This window comes from Pseudomonas nabeulensis, assembly GCF_004682045.1.
GTDB lineage: Bacteria > Pseudomonadota > Gammaproteobacteria > Pseudomonadales > Pseudomonadaceae > Aquipseudomonas > Aquipseudomonas nabeulensis.
Window position 1 is genome coordinate 250,844 of record NZ_QUZT01000001.1, and the last position, 19,478, is coordinate 270,321.

Below are 19,478 nucleotides of genomic sequence, written 5' to 3' on the forward strand. Positions count from 1 at the left end.
GTGCGACGGTTCGACTTGCCCCCGATGGCGGTGGGTCAGCCATACAGGTAGTCACTGACACTCCCTCATCGGGGGCAAGCCCCCTCCCACATTTGGAACAGTTTCAGGCCAGCACGTCTTGCACTCGCCCAATAAACCACTGCAATCCCACATCTCCGCCCCGCCGCGCATGCCACGCCAATTCAACCGCAAACGATGGGATGTGAAACGGCGGCGGTACGGCGACCAACGCTTGGTGATCGATATTCAGCAACCCCCGTGACGACACCGTCAAAATCAGATCCGTACCCTCGATCAACTGCGGCGCCACGCCCCAATGCGGGAGGCTGATGGCCACATGTCGACGCTGACGAATCGCCGTCAACGCTCGCTCGATTTCCGGCGTACCGCTGCCACGCATTTCCAGCAGTACATGGGGGCGCGACAGGTAAGTGGCCAGATCCAACGCGCCGTCAGCCGGCAGACTGTCGCGGTCAACCAGGCAGGTGTAGTGTTCTTCAAATAACGACGTGATGCGCAGTTCGGCCGGCGTGTCGGGGAACACGCCGGCGGCCAGATCGAGGTCGCCATTGAGCACAGCGTCGACCATGCCTTCACGGCTGGCCTGGATAATTTGCAGGTCGATACCGGGCGCGTCACGACGCAACATGCGCACCAACCTCGGGAGGAATATGGCTGCGCTGTAGTCCGACATCGCCACGCGAAACCGGCGCTTGGCCGATGCCGGGTCAAATCGGTTAGGTGCCAGTAGCGCCTGCACATGGGCCAACGCTTCGGCCAGTGGCGTTGCCAGTTCCAACGCACGCGCGGTCGGCACCAGGCTACCGCCCTGGCGGACCAGCAACGGGTCACCCAGCATATCCCTCAAGCGCGCCAACGCATGGCTGACCGCTGGTTGGCTCAGATGTAAACGCTCAGCGGCACGGGTGACGTGTTGTTCGGTGAGCAACGCATCAAGGATCACCAGCAGGTTAAGGTCGATGCGGCGAAGATCATTCATCAGCTGCATGCTCAGCATAAGAACTTGGAATTTAAATTTGCGCGACGAATACCCTAGAGTCCAGCAAAACCTCTGGGAGACATCCAAATGACAACCTTGCATTGGGCAGGATTATTGGCGCTGGCGGTGATCGCCGGAGCAGTGGTGCCGTTTCAAAGTGCGATCAACGCTAACCTGGGGCGCGGGCTCGGCCATCCGTTGTGGGCAACCCTGGCGTCGTTGTTGGTGAGCATCGTTGTGTTGTTGCCGGTGATCATCGCCCTGCGCTTGCCCCTGCCGAGCCTCACGTTTATCAGCAAGGCACCGCTGTGGATGTGGGCCGGTGGCGCATTTGGCGTGTGCTTTATTTCCCTGGCATTGGTACTACTGCCCAAGCTGGGAGCGTCGGGTTTTATTGCGCTGGCCATGGCCGGGCAAATCCTGGCGTCACTGGTGCTCGACCACTTCGGCCTGTTTGGTCTGGTGGAGCGCCAACTGACAACGCCCCGCGTGTTGGGGGCGTTGTTGTTGATAGGTGGCGTGGCGTTGATTCAATTCAGCGCGACGCCAGGCAAAGCTCTGGCCGCCGCGTGATCAAGCGTCAACGCTTGTCGGAAGTGCGCAGCTTTTGCGGCAAGCCCCACAACAGCAACGCCGCAGCAATCAACGCACATACACCGATCACATAAAGCGCAGGCGTGGTGCTGCCGCTGATGTCCTTGATACGCCCGACCATGACCGGGCTGACAATCCCGCCCAGTTGCCCCAGGGTGTTGATCAAGGCAATCCCACCCGCTGCACCGGCACCAGCACCCGCCAACAGTTTGGGTGGCAGCGTCCAGAACGTCGGGATGGCCGCAATAATGCCCGCACCCAGCAAGCCCAACGCGATGATCAGGAACGTGGTGTGGTCATCGAAGATCCCGGCGCAGAAGAACCCCACGGCCCCCAACGCCACCAGCCCACTGACAAACTTGCGCCGCTCACCCGTGGCATCCGACCACCGCCCGACCACCACCATCGTGATCGCACCGCAGATATACGGGATAGCGGTCAGCAGGCCAATCACCACCGAACTTTCGATACCGGTGCTGCGGATCAATTGCGGCGCCCAGAAATTCAGGCCATAGGACGCCACCTGGATCAGGAAATAGATCAACCCGAGCATCAGGAAACCAGGGATGCGCAGCGCTTGCAGGAGGGAGCCTTTCTTGTGTACTTCGTGCACGGCGATACGGCTGGAGAGCAAGGCTTTTTCCGCCGAGGTCAGCCAGGGCGCATCCTCGATACGATCCTTGAATTGGGTCAGCACCATCCACGCCAACACCACGCACGGCATGCCGCCCAGCAGGAACAACCAGTGCCAGCCGCGCATCTGCAGCACGCCGTCCATATGTTCCAGTACCAGTCCGGAGAACGGTGCCCCCACCAGTCCGGCAAACGCCGAGGCAAGAAACAGCATCGAGGTGATGCGCCCGCGGAAGTCCTGGGGAAACCACAGCGTCAGGTAGTACAGCACGCCCGGCGCAAAACCCGCCTCCATGGCGCCGATCAGAAAACGCAGCGCGTAGAACTGCCATTCGGCGGTGACAAACACCATGGCCGCGGTCGCCAGCCCCCACGACACCATGATCCGTGCGATCCAGCGCCGTGCACCGACCTTGTACAGCATCATGTTGCTGGGCACTTCGAAAATGACATAGCCGACGACAAACAGGCCCGCACCCAGGCCATACGCGGTATTGCTCAAGCCAAGATCGGCTTGCAGCTGGAACTTGGCAAAGCTGATGTTGATGCGGTCAAAAAACGCGAACAGGTAACACACCATGATCAGCGGCATCAGGCGCCAGGCGACTTTGTTCACCACGGCTTTAATCGCGTCGGTTTCATCGGCCGGGCGTGCGCCGGCCTCGAAGATATTCGTGCTCATGCTTTCTCTCCAGCGGACTGCTCACAGGCGTCCGATTGTTTTTGTTGTCTGGTGCGGCGTTACAGCGTGGCGATGTACGCCGGGGGTGGATGCAGGTCGCAGTTGCGCCCGGCCTTGGCCACTTGGCCAGGCAACTCATGGCCCAGCAAGGCCGGCAGGCGACGGGACATTTGCAGCAGGTGTGGCAGGTCGATACCGGTGTGAATCCCCACCTCTTCGCAGAGATTCACCAGGTCTTCGGTGCAGATATTGCCCGAGGCGCCCGGTGCAAACGGGCAACCGCCAAGGCCGCCGAGGGCCGCATCAAAACGACGGGCGCCGGCCTCATAAGCGGCCAGCACGTTGCACAAGCCCAGGCCACGGGTGTTATGAAAATGCAGGGTCAGATCGCTGGCGGATACACGCGCCAACACGCGCTTGACCAAGCGTTCCACCTGACGCGGGTTGGCCATGCCAGTGGTGTCGGCGAGGCTGATGCCCTGGATGCCGAGTTCCTGATAAGCCTCGACGATTTGTAGCACGCGGTCCCCATCGATCTTGCCCTCGAACGGGCAGCCGAAGGTGGTGGCGATGCTGCCGTTGAGGCGCACCGGATGATCGCCAGCAAAACTGACGATATCGCTGAACGCCGCCAATGACGCCTCGCACCGCATACGCATATTGGCCAGGTTGTGGGTCTGGCTGGCGGACATCACCAGGTTCAACTCATCGGCACGAGACTCGACGGCACGCTGGGCGCCCTTGAGGTTGGGGATCAGTGCTACGTAGATCACCCCCGGCTTGCGCGCGATGCCCTGGAACACTGGCTCGCCATCGCGCAACGCGGGAATGGCTTTGGGCGAGACGAACGAGCCGGCTTCGATCCGCGAGAATCCGGCGAGGGAAAGCTGATCGATCAGCGCGATCTTGTCAGCCGTCTCAACCCAGGTTGGCTCGATCTGCAAGCCATCACGCGGGGACACTTCCTGCACGATCAGCGCGTCGGAATAGTCTGTAATCATTGCACCACTCCCGAGGTTTTCAGACGTTGGATATCAGCGCCGGTCAGGCCGAGGCTGCCGAGGATATCGTCGGTGTGCTGGCCGAGACTCGGGCCCTGCCAGTTCACACCGCCGGGGGTTTCAGAAAGCTTGGGCACGATGCCCGGCATCTTCACCGACACGCCGCCGGGCAACTCGGCATTGAGTAGCATCTCCCGCGCCTGATAGTGCGGGTCACTGACGATATCGGCCACGGAGTAGATGCGCCCAGCCGGCACTTCGGCCGCCTCCAGGGCACTGAGCACCTGCTCGATGGGCCGGCTGCTGGTCCAGTGGGTGATCGCCGCGTCAAGCAAGCCGCTCTTGGCGGCACGGCCATCGTTATGGGCGAACTCAGGCGCCTCGGCCAAGTCGACACGGCCGATGGTGGTCATCAGGCGTTTGTAGATCGGGTCGCTGTTGCCGGCGATCACCACATAGGCACCGTCGGCGGTCAGGTAGGTGTTGGAGGGTGCGATACCGGGCAAGGCGCCACCGCTGCGTTCACGCACATGGCCGAGCATGTCGTATTCGGGCACCAGGCTTTCCATCAGGTTGAACACACTTTCAGCTAGGGACACGTCGACAATCTGCCCATCGCCCTGCCCGGTCTTGACCCGCAGCAACGACATCAGCGCGCCGATCACACCGTGCAACGACGCCAGGGAATCGCCGAGGCTCACCCCGACTCGCGCCGGTGGCGAATCCGGGTTGCCGGTGGTGTAGCGAATCCCCCCCATGGCCTCGCCGATGGCACCAAAGCCCGGACGGTCACGGTAAGGGCCGGTCTGGCCGTAGCCGGAAATACGCACCAGGGTCAGCTTGGGGTTGAGGGCATGCAGCACGTCCCAGCCCAGCCCGAGTTTTTCCAGGCCGCCGGGGCGCAGGTTTTCAATGAGGACGTCGGCGTCGCCAAGCAGTTGCTTGATCAGGTCCAGGCCTTCAGCGGACTTGAGGTCCAATGCCAGGGACTTCTTGTTGCGCGATTGCAGGTACCACCACAGTGACGTGCCTTCATGCAGCTTTCGCCATTTGCGAAGCGGATCGCCCTGGCCCATGGCTTCGATCTTGATCACCTCGGCGCCAAACTCGGCCATCAGCCGGGCGGCGAACGGCGCGGCAATCAGGGTGCCGATCTCAATCACCTTGATACCGCTCAGGGGAGCCGTCATGGGGTGCACCTCTTGTTCTTGGAATGTGGGGCCAAGACTAGAGGGCAGCCGCAGGAGAAATCCAACCGTCAGTTGGCAAGGAGCGTTCGCAAAACGCGAACGACCAAAGAATTATCTGTAGGAATCGGGGGTATTGCTCAGGTAATCAAAGAGCAAGCGGCTGACCGGCGAGAGCTGTGCCTCATCGCGTACCACCAGGATCAAACGGCGATCCGACCAGGCATCCGACAGCGGCACGGCATGCAAACCCAATGCGCGGCCGAACAATTCGTACGCCTTGTGCGGCAGGATTCCGATACCCATGTTCGCCTGGACCATCCGGCACATCGCGTCAAACCCCGGCACATGGATGCGCAGGCGCAGCATCTTGCCCGCCTCGCGCGCGGCGGCGTGGGTGCGCATATTGATGGAGCTGGCGGCGTGCAGGCCAACGTAATCGCTGTCCAGGGTTTCGGCGAAGGCCACGCTATCGCGGGCGGCCAACGGATGATCGGCGGGCATCAGCACCACCAGCTTATCGAGGCGATAGGTCACGCTGGGCAGGCCTTTGGTGTCGGTGTCACAAGAACAGATGCCCAGGTCCGCCACGCCGTCGAGCACGCCCTGCACCACGCCGTTGCTGGGGCGCTCTTCCAGGTCGGTTTTCACTTCAGGGTGAAGTTCGGAAAAATCCCGCAAGTCCTCAGGAAGAAACTGAATGATCGCCGACAGATTGGCCAGCATCCGCACATAACCACGCACACCGTGGCTGTGTTCGCCCAGTTCCAGGCCCATTTTCTCGACGTTGAACAGCATCTGCCGGGCATGGTGCAGCAGGGTTTCGCCGGCCGCCGTCAGGTCCATGCCCTTGGCCCGCCGCACAAACAGGCTCACACCCAACACTTGCTCCAACTCCATCAGGCGCTTGCTGGCGGCCGATACGGCGATGGCTTCACGGTTAGCAGCGCGGGTCAACGTGCCTTCTTCGTACACCGCGACGAACAGTTGCAAGGTGATCAGGTCAAGGCGACGTACCAGGCTCTTGTGCAACATCAGTGGCGCTCGTTGGCCAAGCGGTTGATCTCGGCCTGTTCCACCACCGGCTTCGAGGCGCCGTAACTTGCCGCCTGCAACATTGCCCGGCCAACGGTTTCGGTACTGACCACCCAGCCTGGATTGACCCGGCGCACCAGCGACAACACCGGCCCCAGCACGGAATAAAAGGATTGATACAACGGCGTCTTCGAACGCACGCCATGCAATGGTTGGATCACCCCCGGCCGGAACAGATACACCGCCTTGAACGGCAAGCGCAGCAACGCATTCTCGGTCTTGCCCTTGACCCGCGCCCACATCGACTTGCCCGCCTCGGAGCTGTCGGTCCCGGCGCCGGACACGTAGATAAACGTCATCTGCGGATTGAGCCGCGCCAGGGTGCTGGCAGCGACCAGCGTGAGGTCATAGGTGAGGTGGGTGTACTGGGCCTCGTTCATCCCGGCCGACGAAACGCCCAGGCAGAAGAAACACGCATCAAAGCCCTGCAACAGGTTCTCCAGGGGCTGGAAATCCAGCATGTCGCTGTGCAACACCTGATGCAGCTTGCCGTGCTCCTGGGTCAACGGCGTACGGCCCACCGCAACCACTTCCTGCACGTCGGCGGCCAGCAGGCATTCACGCAGCACGCCTTGGCCGACCATGCCGGTGGCGCCGAATAGTAGAACTCTCATAAGGGACCTCAGCGGCAAGCCGCAAGCTTCGAGCAACAAGTTGGATGCAGTTCAACTTGTAGCTTAACGCTTGCGGCTTGTAACTGCCCCGTCAGAAAGCGCTGCGAAAGATCTCTTCTATCTGCCTTTGATCCGCCCGCCGAGGGTTGGTCAGCCCACACGCGTCCTTCAGCGCATTGGTGGCGAGCAAAGGAATGTCCTGCAACTTAGCGCCCAACTCCCGCAATCCTGCGGGGATTTCAACGTCGAGCGCCAGGCTACGAATGGCTGCAATCGCCGCTTGGGCGCCCTCCTCGTCGGTGATGCCCTTGACGTCGGCGCCCAGTGCGCGGCCTACGTCGCTCAGGCGTTTGGCGCTGACGCTGGCGTTGAAGCTTTGTACGTGAGGCAGCAACACCGCGTTGCACACGCCGTGGGGCAGGTCGTAGAGGCCACCCAATTGGTGGGCCATGGCGTGCACGAAACCCAGTGACGCATTGTTGAAAGCCATGCCGGCGAGAAACTGCGCGTAGGCCATGTTCTCCCGCGCAGCCTTGTCGCTGCCGTCACGCACGGCCAGGCGCAGGTTGGCGCTGATCAGCTCGATGGCCTTGATGGCGCAGGCGTCGGTGATCGGCGTGGCGGCGGTGGAGACGTAGGCTTCGATGGCGTGGGTCAGGGCGTCCATGCCGGTGGCAGCGGTAAGGCCCTTGGGCATGCCGACCATCAGCGCCGGGTCGTTGACCGACAGCAGCGGTGTGACGTTACGGTCGACGATGGCCATTTTCACGTGGCGACTTTCGTCGGTGATGATGCAGAAACGGGTCATCTCGCTGGCGGTACCGGCGGTGGTGTTGATCGCCACCAGTGGCAGTTGCGGTATTTTCGATTGGTCGACGCCTTCGTAGTCGCCGATATGCCCGCCGTTGGTGGCGCACAGGGCAATGCCCTTGGCGCAGTCATGGGGCGAGCCGCCCCCCAGGGAGACGACAAAATCGCAGGTACTTTCCTGCAATAGCGCCAGACCTTTCTCGACGTTTTCCACATTGGGGTTGGGTTTCGCGCCGTCGTAGATCACAGAGTCGATGTCCTGCATCGCCAGTTTCTCGGCGATCATGCTGGCCACGCCGGCCTTGGCCAGGCCCAGGTCGGTGACGATCAACGCCTTGCGAAAACCGTAGTTGCGAATGGCGCTCATGGCTTCGTCGAGGCAATCGGTGCCCATGATGTTGACGGCGGGAATGAAGAACGTGCTGCTCATGGCGAATCCTCGGATAACGTGTATGCCTACAGCATCGACCTCACCTGCCTGCGGCATCTTGATCAGGATCAACGCCGGCTCGTGATAAAGTCGCCATCCAGCCGATTTCGAGTAGACCCGCCGCAATGAAGGATTTCCAGGATATTGACGCCCAGCTTGAAGACTGGAATGCGCTGCGCAGCGCGATCGACTTCAACGGGATTCTGATCGGCAACGGCGCCAGTCGTACGATTTGGGAAGACTTTGCCTACGACTCATTGTTCGAAAACGCACGCACCGTCGAAGAAAAACCCCTGAGCCAATCCGAACTCAGCGTGTTCGACGCCCTGCAAACCCGCAGTTTCGAACAAGCCCTTGGCGCGCTGAAAACCACTAGCCGGGTCAACAAGGCCCTGGCGGTCAGCTCGGCGGCGCCACGCAATCGCTACTACGCGATCAAGGAAGCGCTGATCAACACCATCCACGCCGTGCATATCCCGTGGCGCCTGGTGCAGCCGTCGACATTGGCGACGATCAACGCGGAGCTGGCGCGCTACGCCACGGTGTTCACCAGCAACTACGACTTGCTCAACTACTGGGCGATCCTGCATACGCCGGGCATTGATGACCTGTTCCGCAGCGCCGATGCCAGCTTCGACCTGCGTGACACTCGCACCGAGGCCACGCGCATTTTGTACCTGCACGGCGGCCTGCATCTGGTGCGCAACCTGGACGGCACTGCGCGCAAATTGCCAACCACCGACAGTACGTTGCTCAGCAGCTTTGCCATCAACAACACGATCAAGACCCTGGACGATGTGCCGCTGTTCGTCAGCGAGGGCAAGGTCGAGGAGAAGCTCAAGACCATTCGCAGTTCGGATTATCTGTCGTTCTGCTATGAGCAGTTGCTTAATCACGAAGGTGCGTTGTGCATCTTCGGCCATGACTTGGGGGCGCAGGATAAACACTTGGTGGATGCAATTCGCCAGGCCAAATTGAGCACCCTGGCGATCTCGGTGTCGGGGCGCAGCGATGGGTTTATTCGCCAGCAGAAGCGGCGGTATTCGCAGTTGTTTGATGGGACGGGGGTTGAACTGAGGTTCTTCGCGGCACGCACCCATGCGCTGGGCAATCCTGCATTGTCAGTGCCTGTCGAACGCTGATCTCCACAACAAAGGAGATCAACTGTGGGAGCTGGCTTGCCTGCGATTGCGGTGGGTCAGCTTGCACATTGGCTACTGATATACCGCTATCGCAGGCAAGCCAGCTCCCACATTGGGGAGCATTTCAAATGACTGGCGCGGTCATTCTTCTGGGCTATGTACGACCACTAGCAACTGCGCCTGCACCGCCCCCACCGAGCGAATCCGGTGGGGTTTCTGCGCATTGAAATGCAGCGCATCACCACGCTCCAGAATCACGCGCTCGTTCATGAAATCCACTTCCACCTGGCCTTCATGCACGAACAAAAACTCCTCCCCCAGATGCTCCTTGAAGGTCTTGTCGCTGAACTCCGCCGGCGGGTAAATGATGAACGGCAACAGGCTACGCTCGCTGACCTGATGGGCCAGCACCGCGTAACCCGGTGAGGTGTCCGGTCGCTCGTGGCTGCGTACCAGGCTGTAGCTGTCGAGGCTCACGCTGTCTTCGCTGAACAGCTCTTCGACCTTCACGTTCAACGCCTTGGCCAGCTTTAACGCGGCGGCAATCGACGGCGTGTTGAGCCCGCGCTCGACCTTGGACAGGTAACTCTTGGTCATCCCGGATTTTTCAGCCAGGGCCTCAAGGGTTACGCCAAGTTTTTTTCTCAATACTTTCAAACGGATAGACATGCGCTGCGGTTAATCCATGCAGTAAGCGATACGCTGTGCTTGCCAATGACACAAAGTGTCATATAGCATCATTAGTGTCATTTGCAGCCACCGAGGGCACCCGATATGGCCAAGACATTAGCACTCCCCAAAGACCAACTGGTCAAGCAAGCACTGATCCAGATGCAAAACACCCTGGCGGATAATACGTGGACCGACCGGCAAAAGCTGGCGCTTACCTGTCGCATCCTGTTCGAGAACGGCCACGACTCCGGCCTGGCCGGGCAGATCACCGCGCGTGGGCCTGAGCCAGGCACCTATTACACCCAGCAATTGGGCCTGGGTTTTGACGAGATCACCGCGAGTAATCTGTTGCTGGTCAACGAAGACCTTGAAGTGCTGGAAGGCCACGGCATTCCCAACCCGGCCAACCGTTTTCACAGTTGGGTGTACCGTGGGCGGCCGGACGTGAACTGCATCATCCACACCCACCCGACACATATCGCGGCGCTGTCGATGCTGGAAGTGCCGTTGGCGGTGTCCCATATGGACCTGTGCCCGCTGTATGAAGACTGTGCCTTTCTGGAGGCTTGGCCCGGCGTGCCAGTAGGCAATGAGGAAGGCGAAATCATCACCGCTGCCCTGGGCGACAAGCGCGCCATCCTGCTTTCCCACCATGGCCAACTGAGCACCGGGGCGAGCATCGAGGAAGCCTGTGTGATCGCGCAGTTGATCGAACGCGCGGCCAAGTTGCAGTTGCTGGCGATGGCGGCAGGCACGATCAAGCCGATCCTGCCGGAGCTGGGGCGCGAGGCCCATGACTGGATTTCCCGGCCCAAGCGCCATGGCGCCGCGTTCAATTACTACGCCCGGCAGAACCTGCGCAAACACGCCGATTGCCTGAACTGATTCGCCCCTTTTCGCCCGGAGACCTCCCATGTCCAGCCCCACCATTCACGGCATCATCGGCTACACCATCACCCCGTTCAGCGCTGACGGTCAGCGCATCGACCTCGACGCCCTGGGCCGCTCCATCGACCGCTTGATCGACGACGGCGTGCACGCCATCGCCCCGCTGGGCAGCACCGGCGAAGGCGCGTATTTGAGCGACGCCGAATGGGATGAAGTCAGCGCCTACAGCCTGGCCAAAATCGCCCGGCGCGTACCGACCATCGTCAGCGTCTCCGACCTCACCACCGCCAAGGCCGTGCGCCGTGCCCGCTATGCCGAGGCCAATGGCGCCGATGCGGTGATGGTATTGCCCGCGTCTTACTGGAAGCTCAGCGAAGCGGAAATCGTCGCCCACTACGCCGCGATCGGCGACAGCATCGGTGTGCCGATCATGCTCTACAACAACCCGGCCACCAGCGGCACCGACATGTCGGTGGAGTTGATCCTGCGCATCATCAAACAGGTCGCCAACGTGACCATGGTCAAGGAGAGCACGGGGGATATTCAGCGCATGCACCGCTTGCATAGCCAGACGGACGTGCCGTTCTACAACGGCTGCAATCCCCTGGCGCTGGAAGCGTTTGCGGCGGGGGCCAAGGGCTGGTGCACGGCGGCGCCGAACCTGATCCCACAACTGAACCTGGATTTGTATGACGCGGTGCTGGCCAATGACCTGACCACGGCACGGGAATTGTTCTATCGGCAGTTGCCGTTGCTGGAATTCATCCTCAAGGGTGGCTTGCCGGCGACGATCAAGGCCGGGTTGCGGTTGACGGGATTGGAGGTGGGGGATCCACGGTTGCCGGTGTTCCCGTTGAGTGAAGCGGGGGTCGAACGCCTGAAAACATTCCTCAGCTAACGCCACGAATCCCTGTGGGAGCGGGCTTGCTCCCGATGGCGGTGTGCCAATCAACACATCTGCAAGCTGAGCCACCGCTTTCGCGGGCAAGCCCGCTCCCACATTTGGCTTTGTGTCAGGCTCAAGAAACAGTCACACCGGCAATCCACTGTGGGAGGGGGCTTGCCCCCGATGACTGAGTGTCAGCCGATACATATGCAAGCTGAACCACCGCCATCGCGAGCAAGTCGAATCGTCGCACCGCCGCTCCCACAGGGGATTGGCGGTGTGCCTGTATTTCGAGCTTGGTGCAGATTCAGATGTTGAGGGCAGGCTTGCCCAATAACATAGAATCTCCCACACAAGCCCTCTCCAACCTTTTTGATGGTGTGCATCCGTTATATAGAGACAAATGACAATGGTTCTCGATACCATTCACGACTTTTCCAAGCCGTGCTTCGTCAAGAAGGATTTCCATGTCTCGTCCCAAGCCCGACCCGTCGTCGGCCGATGCCTTTCGCGGGTTCTATACAGACATCCTGTATTTCCTGCGCAAACGCACGGACAACGCCAGCGATGCGGCGGACATGACACAGGACGTCTTTACCCAATGGCTGGACTACCGCGACCGGGCCAAGGTCGAGCAGCCACGGGCGTTTCTGTTCCAGATGGCGCGCAACCTGCTGCGCGATCACTGGCGCAAACAGAAGGTACGGCAGACCGTCCATCATGATCAGGCCGACCTGGACGCCGAGCCTGTCACCGACGAGCAAAACGATCCCATGGTCGCCGCACACCGCTTGCAACGCCTGGAACAGTTGAAAGAAGTCCTCGCCGAACTCTCGCCCCGCCGGCGAGAAGCCCTTATGCTGCACCGCTTCGAAGGCCTGAGCCAGGCGCAGATCGCCGAGCGCATGGGCATTTCCACCAGCATGGTGGAAAAGCACATCGCCTTTGCCCTGCTGCATTGCAAGCGACGCCTTCAAAACGACCACGGCACGGAGCAGCCACAATGAACCGCCTGAGCGACATCGACGCCCTGGATATCGACGACAGCGACACCGTTGACGCCCAAGCCGCCAGTTGGTTTGCCCGCAATCGCAACGAGCCTGATCGCGCCGAGCGCAAGGCCTTTGCCGACTGGCATGCAGAGCCTGCCCATGCGCGCGCCTACGCCGAATTCGAGCAACTGTGGGCTGACCTGGCCCAATTGCAGCAACTGAACAAACCGGTGCCACTGCCCCAGCGCAAACCATCGATATTACGCCCAGCCCTGGCCGTCGCGGCGGCCGTATTGTGTGCCACCCTCACCACCCAGATCGGCGCGCCGCGCACGCTGTATCACAGCCAGGTGGCCGCCCATGCCAAGGGCATGCGCACCCTGAATTTGCCGGATGGCAGCACGTTGTATGTGAACGCCAACACCCGCCTGCGCCTGGACTTCACCGCCCACCAGCGCATCGTGCACCTGGACAAGGGCCAGTTGTATATCGAAGTCGCCGCCGACAAGGAACGACCCCTCTACGTGCAAGCCGGCGAGGCCAACGTGCGAGTGGTCGGCACCGGTTTCGATGTGCGCCGCAGCCAGCAACAACTGGTGGTCAGCGTCGCCCATGGCCAGGTTGCTTTCGAGCCGGACGCTAAAACCCCCGTCGCCCTGCTGGGCGCACAGCAACGCGCCACCTACAGCTACGCCAAGGGCACGTTGCAGCAGCAAACCCTCACCGCTGAAGAAGTCGCCGACTGGCGCAACGGGCACTTGTCATTTCGCAACCGCGAACTGGCCAGCCTGATTGATGAGTTAAGCCTGTACCGCCCTCAAGCGCCGTTGCAGGTGAATCACGCGGTGGCGCAATTGAAGGTCTCGGGCAGCCTGGATGTGAATGACCCAGACGCCTTGCTCAACGCCCTGCCCGCCCTGCTGCCGGTGAAAACCGTGGCCTCGGCCGACGGCATCGTGAGGATCGAACCGAGCAAATGACTCTCGTTTGAGAATATTTTGCATTTGCAGGTGTGGATTTTCTCGCCTGCCCCGTCTTCCCCCGGTCTGTGTTTGTTACGTACACCTTTTCGGCCATTTGGCCACACCGGGGGATTTCATGTTTCGCGCGCCTTGCCACGCTTCGCACTTGTTTCTTCGACCGACACTTATCGCCACCTGCCTGGCGTTCAGCATCAGTGCCCAGGCTGAGTCATTCACGCTACCGGCTCAGTCGCTCGCGACATCCCTGAGCCAGGTGGCACAACAGGCGAAGATCCAGCTGCTGTTCGATGAGGAACTGTTCAAGAACGTGCAGGCGCCGGCGCTCAACGGTGATTTCACCCCGGAAGTGGCGATTCGTACACTGTTGAAAAATGGCGAGTTTACGCTGATCAAAGTGGGCAACACCTACGTGGTCAAGCCCGAAGAGGCCAAGACCACCAACAGCGGTGCGATCCAATTGGACGCCCTGAGCGTGATCGGCACCGGCACCGAGGTCGACTCCAGCACCGTCGGCCGCTCCACCCTGAGCCAGGAAGACATTGACCGATACCAATCCAATAACATCCCCAGCCTGTTGCAGACCCTGCCCGGCGTCAGCCAGGGCGGCTCGCTCAAGCCTGGCGGCCAGACCATCAATATCCGCGGTTTTGGCGATGCCGAAGACGTACCGTTGACCGTCGATGGCGCTACCAAGAGCGGCTTTGAGCGCTATCAGCAAGGCACGGTGTTCATCGAACCCGAGCTGATCAAAAGCATCGAGGTGGAGAAAGGCCCCAACTCCCCTTTCACCGGCAACGGCGGGTTTGGCGGTACGGTCAACATGACCACCAAAGATGCCCCCGACCTGCTCAAGGACGGCCGCAACAGTGGCGCGATGCTCAAATACGGTTACTCCAGCAATGACCATGAGCAGGTCTATAGCAGTGCCGTGTACGGGCGTACCGATGATGGCCGTTTCGACGCCCTGGCCTACCTGACCCAACGCGACGGCGACGACATGAAGGTCGCCGCCAAACTGCCCAACGAAAACAATCAATACCCGGTGAACCCTCAGCGCCTGCCGAACTCCGCGCAGAATGTCGACGGCAAGCTGTTCAAGGTCAATGCCCACTTCACCGAAGAGCACGCCGTTGGCTTGTCTTACTCGCGCTCACATAGCAATCGCTGGACACCGTTCTCCGCTGCCAGCTACCCGACACCGCCTACCCAGGCCAACATCGACCGCTATGGCTACGATGCGGCGTTGAAGCGCTTCCTGGCCCATCGCGACACCGTCGACACCACCTGGTCGGGCAAATACGAATACACACCCGTGGACAACCCGCTGGTGGACCTGACCGTCAAATACTCCCAGTCCAACACCGACCAGACCGACGAGCGCGACGCCACCGCGTTTTTCCAGTTGGCCACCGGTGGGCGCAAAATGGACACCGCCTACACCGACAAGAACCTCGACATACGTAACGTCAGCCTGTTTGACACGGGCCCGTTGCAACATGCCGTCACCGTGGGTGGGCAGATCCGCAAGCACACCCGCGAGACCGAGATGTGGATGCCGGGTTCTACCTACAACACCCCGCGCTACAACTACGGGCATTTCCAACCGGGCTTCATGCCTCACGGCAAGGTCGATACCAACAGTTTCTTCGTGCAGGATGCGGTGACTCTGGGCGATGTCACCATCACGCCATCGATGCGTTACGACCACGTCCGCAACCGTGGAGAAGCCAACGATGCGCCGTACTACAGCAACCCCGATCCGTCCTTCGGCCACGATTACAGCGACCGCACCTACACCGGCTGGTCGCCACGCCTGGCGGTGTTCTGGACCGTCAACCCGCACCTCGGGCTGTTCGCCAACTGGAGCAAGACCTGGCGCGCGCCAGTGATCGATGAACAGTACGAAGTCCAGGGCCTGGGCAGCCGCACCGCCACCAGCGTCGACCTCGACCCGGAACGCATCACTTCGATCAGCGTGGGCAGCGTCAGCAGCTTCGACAACCTGATCACCCACGACGACAATCTGCAACTGCGCACCACCTTCTTCCACAACAAAGTCGAAGACGAGATCTTCAAGGCCACCGGTGTCGGCTGCCAGAACCAGGCCATCAACGGCGGCACCATCTCCACGGCCTGCCCGCCCGGCGCGATGTCCAACTATCGCAATATCGGTGGCCTGACTATCAAGGGCTTCGAACTCGAATCCTTCTACAACTCTACCTACCTGTTCGGCTCGGTGTCGTTCGCCTATGCCAAGGGTGACCATGAAGGCGCCTACACCAACCCCTGGGGCCCGGACGTGGCAGCACGGGATATCCCACCGACCAAATGGGTGCTGGTGCTCGGCACCAATATTCCAGCCTGGGATGCCCAGGTGGGCTGGACGGGGCAGTTCATCGGCGCGACCTCCCGCTTGCCCAGCGACAAGTATTCCGGTGGCCCGGGCAGCAGTGTGGGCGACCTGTTCTACGACCAGTACGGCAACAAGCGCTACAACACCCAGGGCCTGTTCGCCAAATGGAAACCACAACAAAACTACCTGAAAGGCACCGAGGTGAACTTCACCGTGGACAACCTGTTCAACAAAAACTTCCGGCCGGCCCTGAGCGGCGACCGTGCCTACACCAAAGGCCGTGATGCCAAGATCAGCAACACCCGCTTCTTCTAAAAAACTGTACGGATAAATCCGCACCCAGCTGTAGGCCCGCGATTGGCGGGGGTTGTGGCTAGATGGGCTTCCCTTGAAGCCCTCTAGATTTCGGTCCTTCTCCATGAGTTCGCGCGAAAACACCGGCATGGCCCTCGGCCTGCTGGGCGTCATCATCTTCAGCCTGACCCTGCCCTTCACCCGCATTGTGGTGCAGGAAATCCACCCCTTGCTCAACGGCCTGGGCCGGGCGTTGTTTGCGGCGGTTCCGGCGGCGGCATTGTTGCTGTGGCGGCGTGAACAATGGCCGACCTGGCGCCAGGTGCGCGGGCTGTGCCTGGTGATTGCCGGGGTGATCCTGGGCTTTCCGGTGCTGTCGGCCTGGGCCATGCAAACCTTGCCGGCCTCCCACGGTGCGCTGGTCAATGGCCTGCAACCGCTGTGCGTGGCGCTGTATGCGGCATGGCTGTCCCATGAGCGGCCGTCAAAAGCCTTCTGGGCCTGCGCGGCGTTGGGCAGTGGGTTGGTGTTGAGTTACGCATTGATCACCGGTGCCGGCAGTATCCAGGCAGGCGATTTGCTGATGCTCGGCGCGATTGCCGTGGGTGGGCTGGGTTATGCCGAAGGCGGCCGATTGGCCAAGGAGATGGGCGGCTGGCAAGTGATTTGCTGGGCACTGGTGCTGTCGACGCCGGTGTTGATCGGCCCGGTGTGGTACCTGGCGGCGCAGCATCACGGGGCGATTTCGATGCGCACGTGGTGGGCGTTTGGCTATGTGTCGCTGTTCTCGCAGTTCCTGGGGTTCTTTGCCTGGTATGCCGGGTTGGCCATGGGCGGGATTGCACGGGTCAGCCAGATTCAGCTGTTGCAGATTTTCTTCACCATCGCGTTTTCGGCGGTGTTCTTTGGCGAACATATCGAGCCGATTACGTGGGTGTTTGCGTGTGGGGTGATTGTGACGGTGGTGTTGGGGCGTAGGACCAGCGTTCAGCCGGCCCCAATAGCCAAGGCTGGCTCAATCTAATGTGGGAGGGGGCTTGCTCCCGATGGCGGAGTATCAGTCACAGATGTATCTACTGACACTCCCTCATCGGGGGCAAGTCGAATCGTCGCACCGCCCCTCCCACATTGGATTTCTGATCAGTTCAAAAGCCCATCCGCCCGCAACAGGGTTTCCAGGCAGTGTTCGGTGATGTGGTAGAACGCCTTCAACTCCTGGATCTTGTCCAGCAACTGCGCGTTATCCATCGGCTCGGCACGCTTCACCGCGAGGATCATCTTGTTCTTGTTGGTGTGCTCCAACGAGATGAACTCAAACACCTTGGTCTCATAACCGCAGGCTTCCAAAAACAACGCACGCAGACTGTCGGTCACCATCTCCGCCTGCTGACCCAGGTGCAAACCGTATTGCAGCATCGGCTTCAACAACGCCGGGCTCTGGATCTGCAAACGAATCTGTTTGTGGCAGCACGGCGAGCACATGATGATCGACGCGCCGGAGCGGATGCCGGTATGGATCGCATAGTCGGTGGCGATATCGCAGGCATGCAACGCGATCATCACGTCCAGCTCGCTCGGCGCCACGCTGCGTACATCGCCGCACTTGAACACCAGCCCCGGATGCTCCAGGCGAGCAGCGGCGGTGTTGCACAAAGTCACCATGTCTTCGCGCAACTCGACGCCGGTCACTTCGCCCTCGGCCTTGAGGGTGTTGCGCAGGTAGTCGTGGATGGCGAAGGTGAGATAGCCCTTGCCTGAGCCAAAGTCGGCGACACGCACCGGCTGGTCCAGCTTCAACGGCGATGAGGTCAGCGCATGGCTGAACACTTCGATGAACTTGTTGATCTGCTTCCACTTGCGCGACATCGACGGGATCAGCGCCTGCTTGGCATCGGTCACGCCCAGGTCGGCGAGGAACGGTCGGCTGAGATCGAGGAAGCGATTCTTCTCGCGGTTATGCTCGGCTGAAGGTGCTTCGCGCAGTTGCTGCGGCTTGCTTTTGAACAGCGAGCTTTTGTTCTTCTTGCTGTATTCCAGCTGGGCTTCGTCGGTCAGCGACAGCAGGTGGGCGTTCTTGAACTGAGTGGGCAGCAACGCGGCAATCGCTGCCACGCCTTCGGCCAACGGGAAGTTCTTGGTGATGTCGCGGGTCTTGTAGCGGTAGACGAAGGACAGGCACGCCTGGTCCTTGACCGTGACCGGCTTGATGATCAGCCGCTGCAACTCGGCTTCCTCACCGACGTATTTGGCCAGCACCAGCTTGATAAACGCGTTGTGCGCGAGGCTGTCGCTCAGCAGTTGGATGAACTGGGCGTGGTGATCGCTGGCAGGTTGAGCGGTGACGGACATGAACAAAAACGCCTCGGGCAAAGAATGCCGGGCATTTTAGGGGGGATGGGGGTTTAGGGCACGGGGTTATTTGATCAACGGTCGATTCTCAACACCACCACAAATCCAATGTGGGAGGGGGCTTGCCCCCGATAGCGGAGTGTCAGTCACAAACAGGCTGGCTGATACACCGCCATCGGGGGCAAGTCGAATCGTCGCACCGCCCCTCCCACATTTTTGGCCCTGTTTTGGATCGTTTATTCGAGCACAACCAGGCGATTGGGCAGCTCATTGCGGGTTTGCGTCACCGGCACATGCACCTTGAGCAATTCACCACACGCCTCGATACAGCTGATAAACCCCGCCAACGTCTGCCCCTGTTTCACCTGCTGGGTAAACGCCTTGACGATCACATCCCAACTGCCGTCATCCAAACGCTTGGAAATCCCATCATCCACCAGGATCTCCACATACCGCTCGGCCTCGCTGACAAAAATCAGCACGCCGGTGCTGCCCAGCGTGTGATGCAGGTTCTGCTCCAGGAACTGGCGCCGTGCCAGGTTGGACGCGCGCCAGTGGCGTACCGAACGGGGGATCAACCGCGTGGTGACCTTGGGCAAACGAAACACCAGGCACAACACGATGAACGTCGCCCATTGCGCCAGCAGCAAGGTGTACATGGTCAGGTAACCCGACAGGTAATGCACCACGCCGGGCACCACCAAGGCGATCAAGCTGGCCCACAACAGCGGGATATAGGCGTAGTCGTCGGCGCGGGCGGCCAGCACGGTCACCAGTTCCGCATCGGTGGTTTTCTCGACGCGGGCAATCGCTTCGGCGACTTGGCGCTGCTCGTGTTCTGTCAGTAATGCCATGGTTGTCGTTGCTCTCTCA

18 protein-coding genes are annotated in these 19,478 nt (G+C 60.7%); 8 read left to right on the top strand and 10 right to left on the bottom strand.

What is annotated here, in order from left to right; genetic code table 11:
* Positions 1–103: 103 nt before the first annotated feature.
* Positions 104–1,009 (bottom strand): LysR substrate-binding domain-containing protein, encoded by a 906-nt coding sequence (locus DYL61_RS01275; RefSeq protein WP_238704509.1) that lies wholly within the window; start codon positions 1,007–1,009, stop codon positions 104–106.
* A 78-nt stretch (positions 1,010–1,087) separates the two neighbouring features.
* Between DYL61_RS01275 and DYL61_RS01280 the strand changes: the two genes are divergently transcribed.
* Complete coding sequence (locus DYL61_RS01280; RefSeq protein ID WP_135306869.1) at positions 1,088–1,573, top strand: DMT family transporter; 486 nt, start codon at positions 1,088–1,090, stop codon at positions 1,571–1,573.
* Between the two features lie 7 nt (positions 1,574–1,580).
* Here the strand turns inward: DYL61_RS01280 and DYL61_RS01285 are convergent, their stop codons facing one another.
* From DYL61_RS01285 to yiaY, 6 genes are all read right to left on the bottom strand, one after another.
* Positions 1,581–2,909 carry an MFS transporter gene (locus DYL61_RS01285; RefSeq protein WP_135306870.1) on the bottom strand — a complete coding sequence of 443 codons (1,329 nt, stop codon included), beginning with the start codon at positions 2,907–2,909 and terminating at the stop codon, positions 1,581–1,583.
* A gap of 59 nt (positions 2,910–2,968) precedes the next feature.
* The gene (locus DYL61_RS01290; RefSeq protein WP_135306871.1) at positions 2,969–3,910 is read right to left on the bottom strand and encodes a hydroxymethylglutaryl-CoA lyase; all 942 of its coding nucleotides are present in this window, start codon (positions 3,908–3,910) and stop codon (positions 2,969–2,971) included.
* Positions 3,907–5,100 carry a CaiB/BaiF CoA transferase family protein gene (locus DYL61_RS01295; protein ID WP_135306872.1) on the bottom strand — a complete coding sequence of 398 codons (1,194 nt, stop codon included), beginning with the start codon at positions 5,098–5,100 and terminating at the stop codon, positions 3,907–3,909. The genes DYL61_RS01290 and DYL61_RS01295 overlap by 4 nt, the downstream gene beginning before the upstream one ends.
* 111 nt (positions 5,101–5,211) lie before the next feature.
* Positions 5,212–6,132: a LysR family transcriptional regulator gene (locus tag DYL61_RS01300; protein WP_135306873.1), complete on the bottom strand. Its 921-nt coding sequence runs from the start codon at positions 6,130–6,132 to the stop codon at positions 5,212–5,214.
* Positions 6,132–6,806, bottom strand: coding sequence for an NAD(P)H-binding protein (locus tag DYL61_RS01305; RefSeq protein ID WP_135306874.1), 675 nt, complete (start codon positions 6,804–6,806; stop codon positions 6,132–6,134). Before DYL61_RS01305 ends, DYL61_RS01300 begins: the two co-directional genes overlap by 1 nt.
* A gap of 91 nt (positions 6,807–6,897) precedes the next feature.
* Complete coding sequence (gene yiaY / locus DYL61_RS01310; protein WP_135306875.1) at positions 6,898–8,046, bottom strand: L-threonine dehydrogenase; 1,149 nt, start codon at positions 8,044–8,046, stop codon at positions 6,898–6,900.
* A gap of 125 nt (positions 8,047–8,171) precedes the next feature.
* Between yiaY and DYL61_RS01315 the strand changes: the two genes are divergently transcribed.
* Positions 8,172–9,188 (top strand): DUF4917 family protein, encoded by a 1,017-nt coding sequence (locus DYL61_RS01315; protein WP_135306876.1) that lies wholly within the window; start codon positions 8,172–8,174, stop codon positions 9,186–9,188.
* A gap of 141 nt (positions 9,189–9,329) precedes the next feature.
* Here DYL61_RS01315 and DYL61_RS01320 read toward each other — a convergent pair whose 3' ends face one another.
* Positions 9,330–9,857, bottom strand: coding sequence for a helix-turn-helix domain-containing protein (locus DYL61_RS01320; RefSeq protein WP_135306877.1), 528 nt, complete (start codon positions 9,855–9,857; stop codon positions 9,330–9,332).
* Positions 9,858–9,962: 105 nt separating this feature from the next.
* Between DYL61_RS01320 and DYL61_RS01325 the strand changes: the two genes are divergently transcribed.
* From DYL61_RS01325 to DYL61_RS01350, 6 genes are all read left to right on the top strand, one after another.
* A complete protein-coding gene (locus tag DYL61_RS01325) occupies positions 9,963–10,745 on the top strand; it encodes an aldolase (RefSeq protein ID WP_135306878.1) in 783 nt (260 codons plus the stop codon).
* 28 nt (positions 10,746–10,773) lie between these two features.
* Positions 10,774–11,646 (top strand): dihydrodipicolinate synthase family protein, encoded by an 873-nt coding sequence (locus DYL61_RS01330; RefSeq protein ID WP_135306879.1) that lies wholly within the window; start codon positions 10,774–10,776, stop codon positions 11,644–11,646.
* 455 nt (positions 11,647–12,101) lie between these two features.
* Entirely contained in the window at positions 12,102–12,641 is a 540-nt protein-coding gene (locus DYL61_RS01335; protein WP_135306880.1) for an RNA polymerase sigma factor, read from the top strand.
* Positions 12,638–13,606 (top strand): FecR family protein, encoded by a 969-nt coding sequence (locus tag DYL61_RS01340; RefSeq protein WP_135306881.1) that lies wholly within the window; start codon positions 12,638–12,640, stop codon positions 13,604–13,606. The genes DYL61_RS01335 and DYL61_RS01340 overlap by 4 nt, the downstream gene beginning before the upstream one ends.
* A 118-nt stretch (positions 13,607–13,724) precedes the next feature.
* Positions 13,725–16,277, top strand: a complete 2,553-nt coding sequence (locus DYL61_RS01345; RefSeq protein WP_135306882.1) for a TonB-dependent receptor — start codon at positions 13,725–13,727, stop codon at positions 16,275–16,277.
* Positions 16,278–16,380: 103 nt separating this feature from the next.
* The gene (locus DYL61_RS01350; protein WP_135306883.1) at positions 16,381–17,280 is read left to right on the top strand and encodes a DMT family transporter; all 900 of its coding nucleotides are present in this window, start codon (positions 16,381–16,383) and stop codon (positions 17,278–17,280) included.
* Positions 17,281–17,396: 116 nt separating this feature from the next.
* Here DYL61_RS01350 and DYL61_RS01355 read toward each other — a convergent pair whose 3' ends face one another.
* Positions 17,397–18,605 (bottom strand): class I SAM-dependent methyltransferase, encoded by a 1,209-nt coding sequence (locus tag DYL61_RS01355; RefSeq protein WP_135306884.1) that lies wholly within the window; start codon positions 18,603–18,605, stop codon positions 17,397–17,399.
* 236 nt (positions 18,606–18,841) lie between these two features.
* Positions 18,842–19,459, bottom strand: a complete 618-nt coding sequence (locus DYL61_RS01360) for a TPM domain-containing protein (RefSeq protein WP_028619297.1) — start codon at positions 19,457–19,459, stop codon at positions 18,842–18,844.
* Positions 19,460–19,478 lie beyond the last annotated feature (19 nt).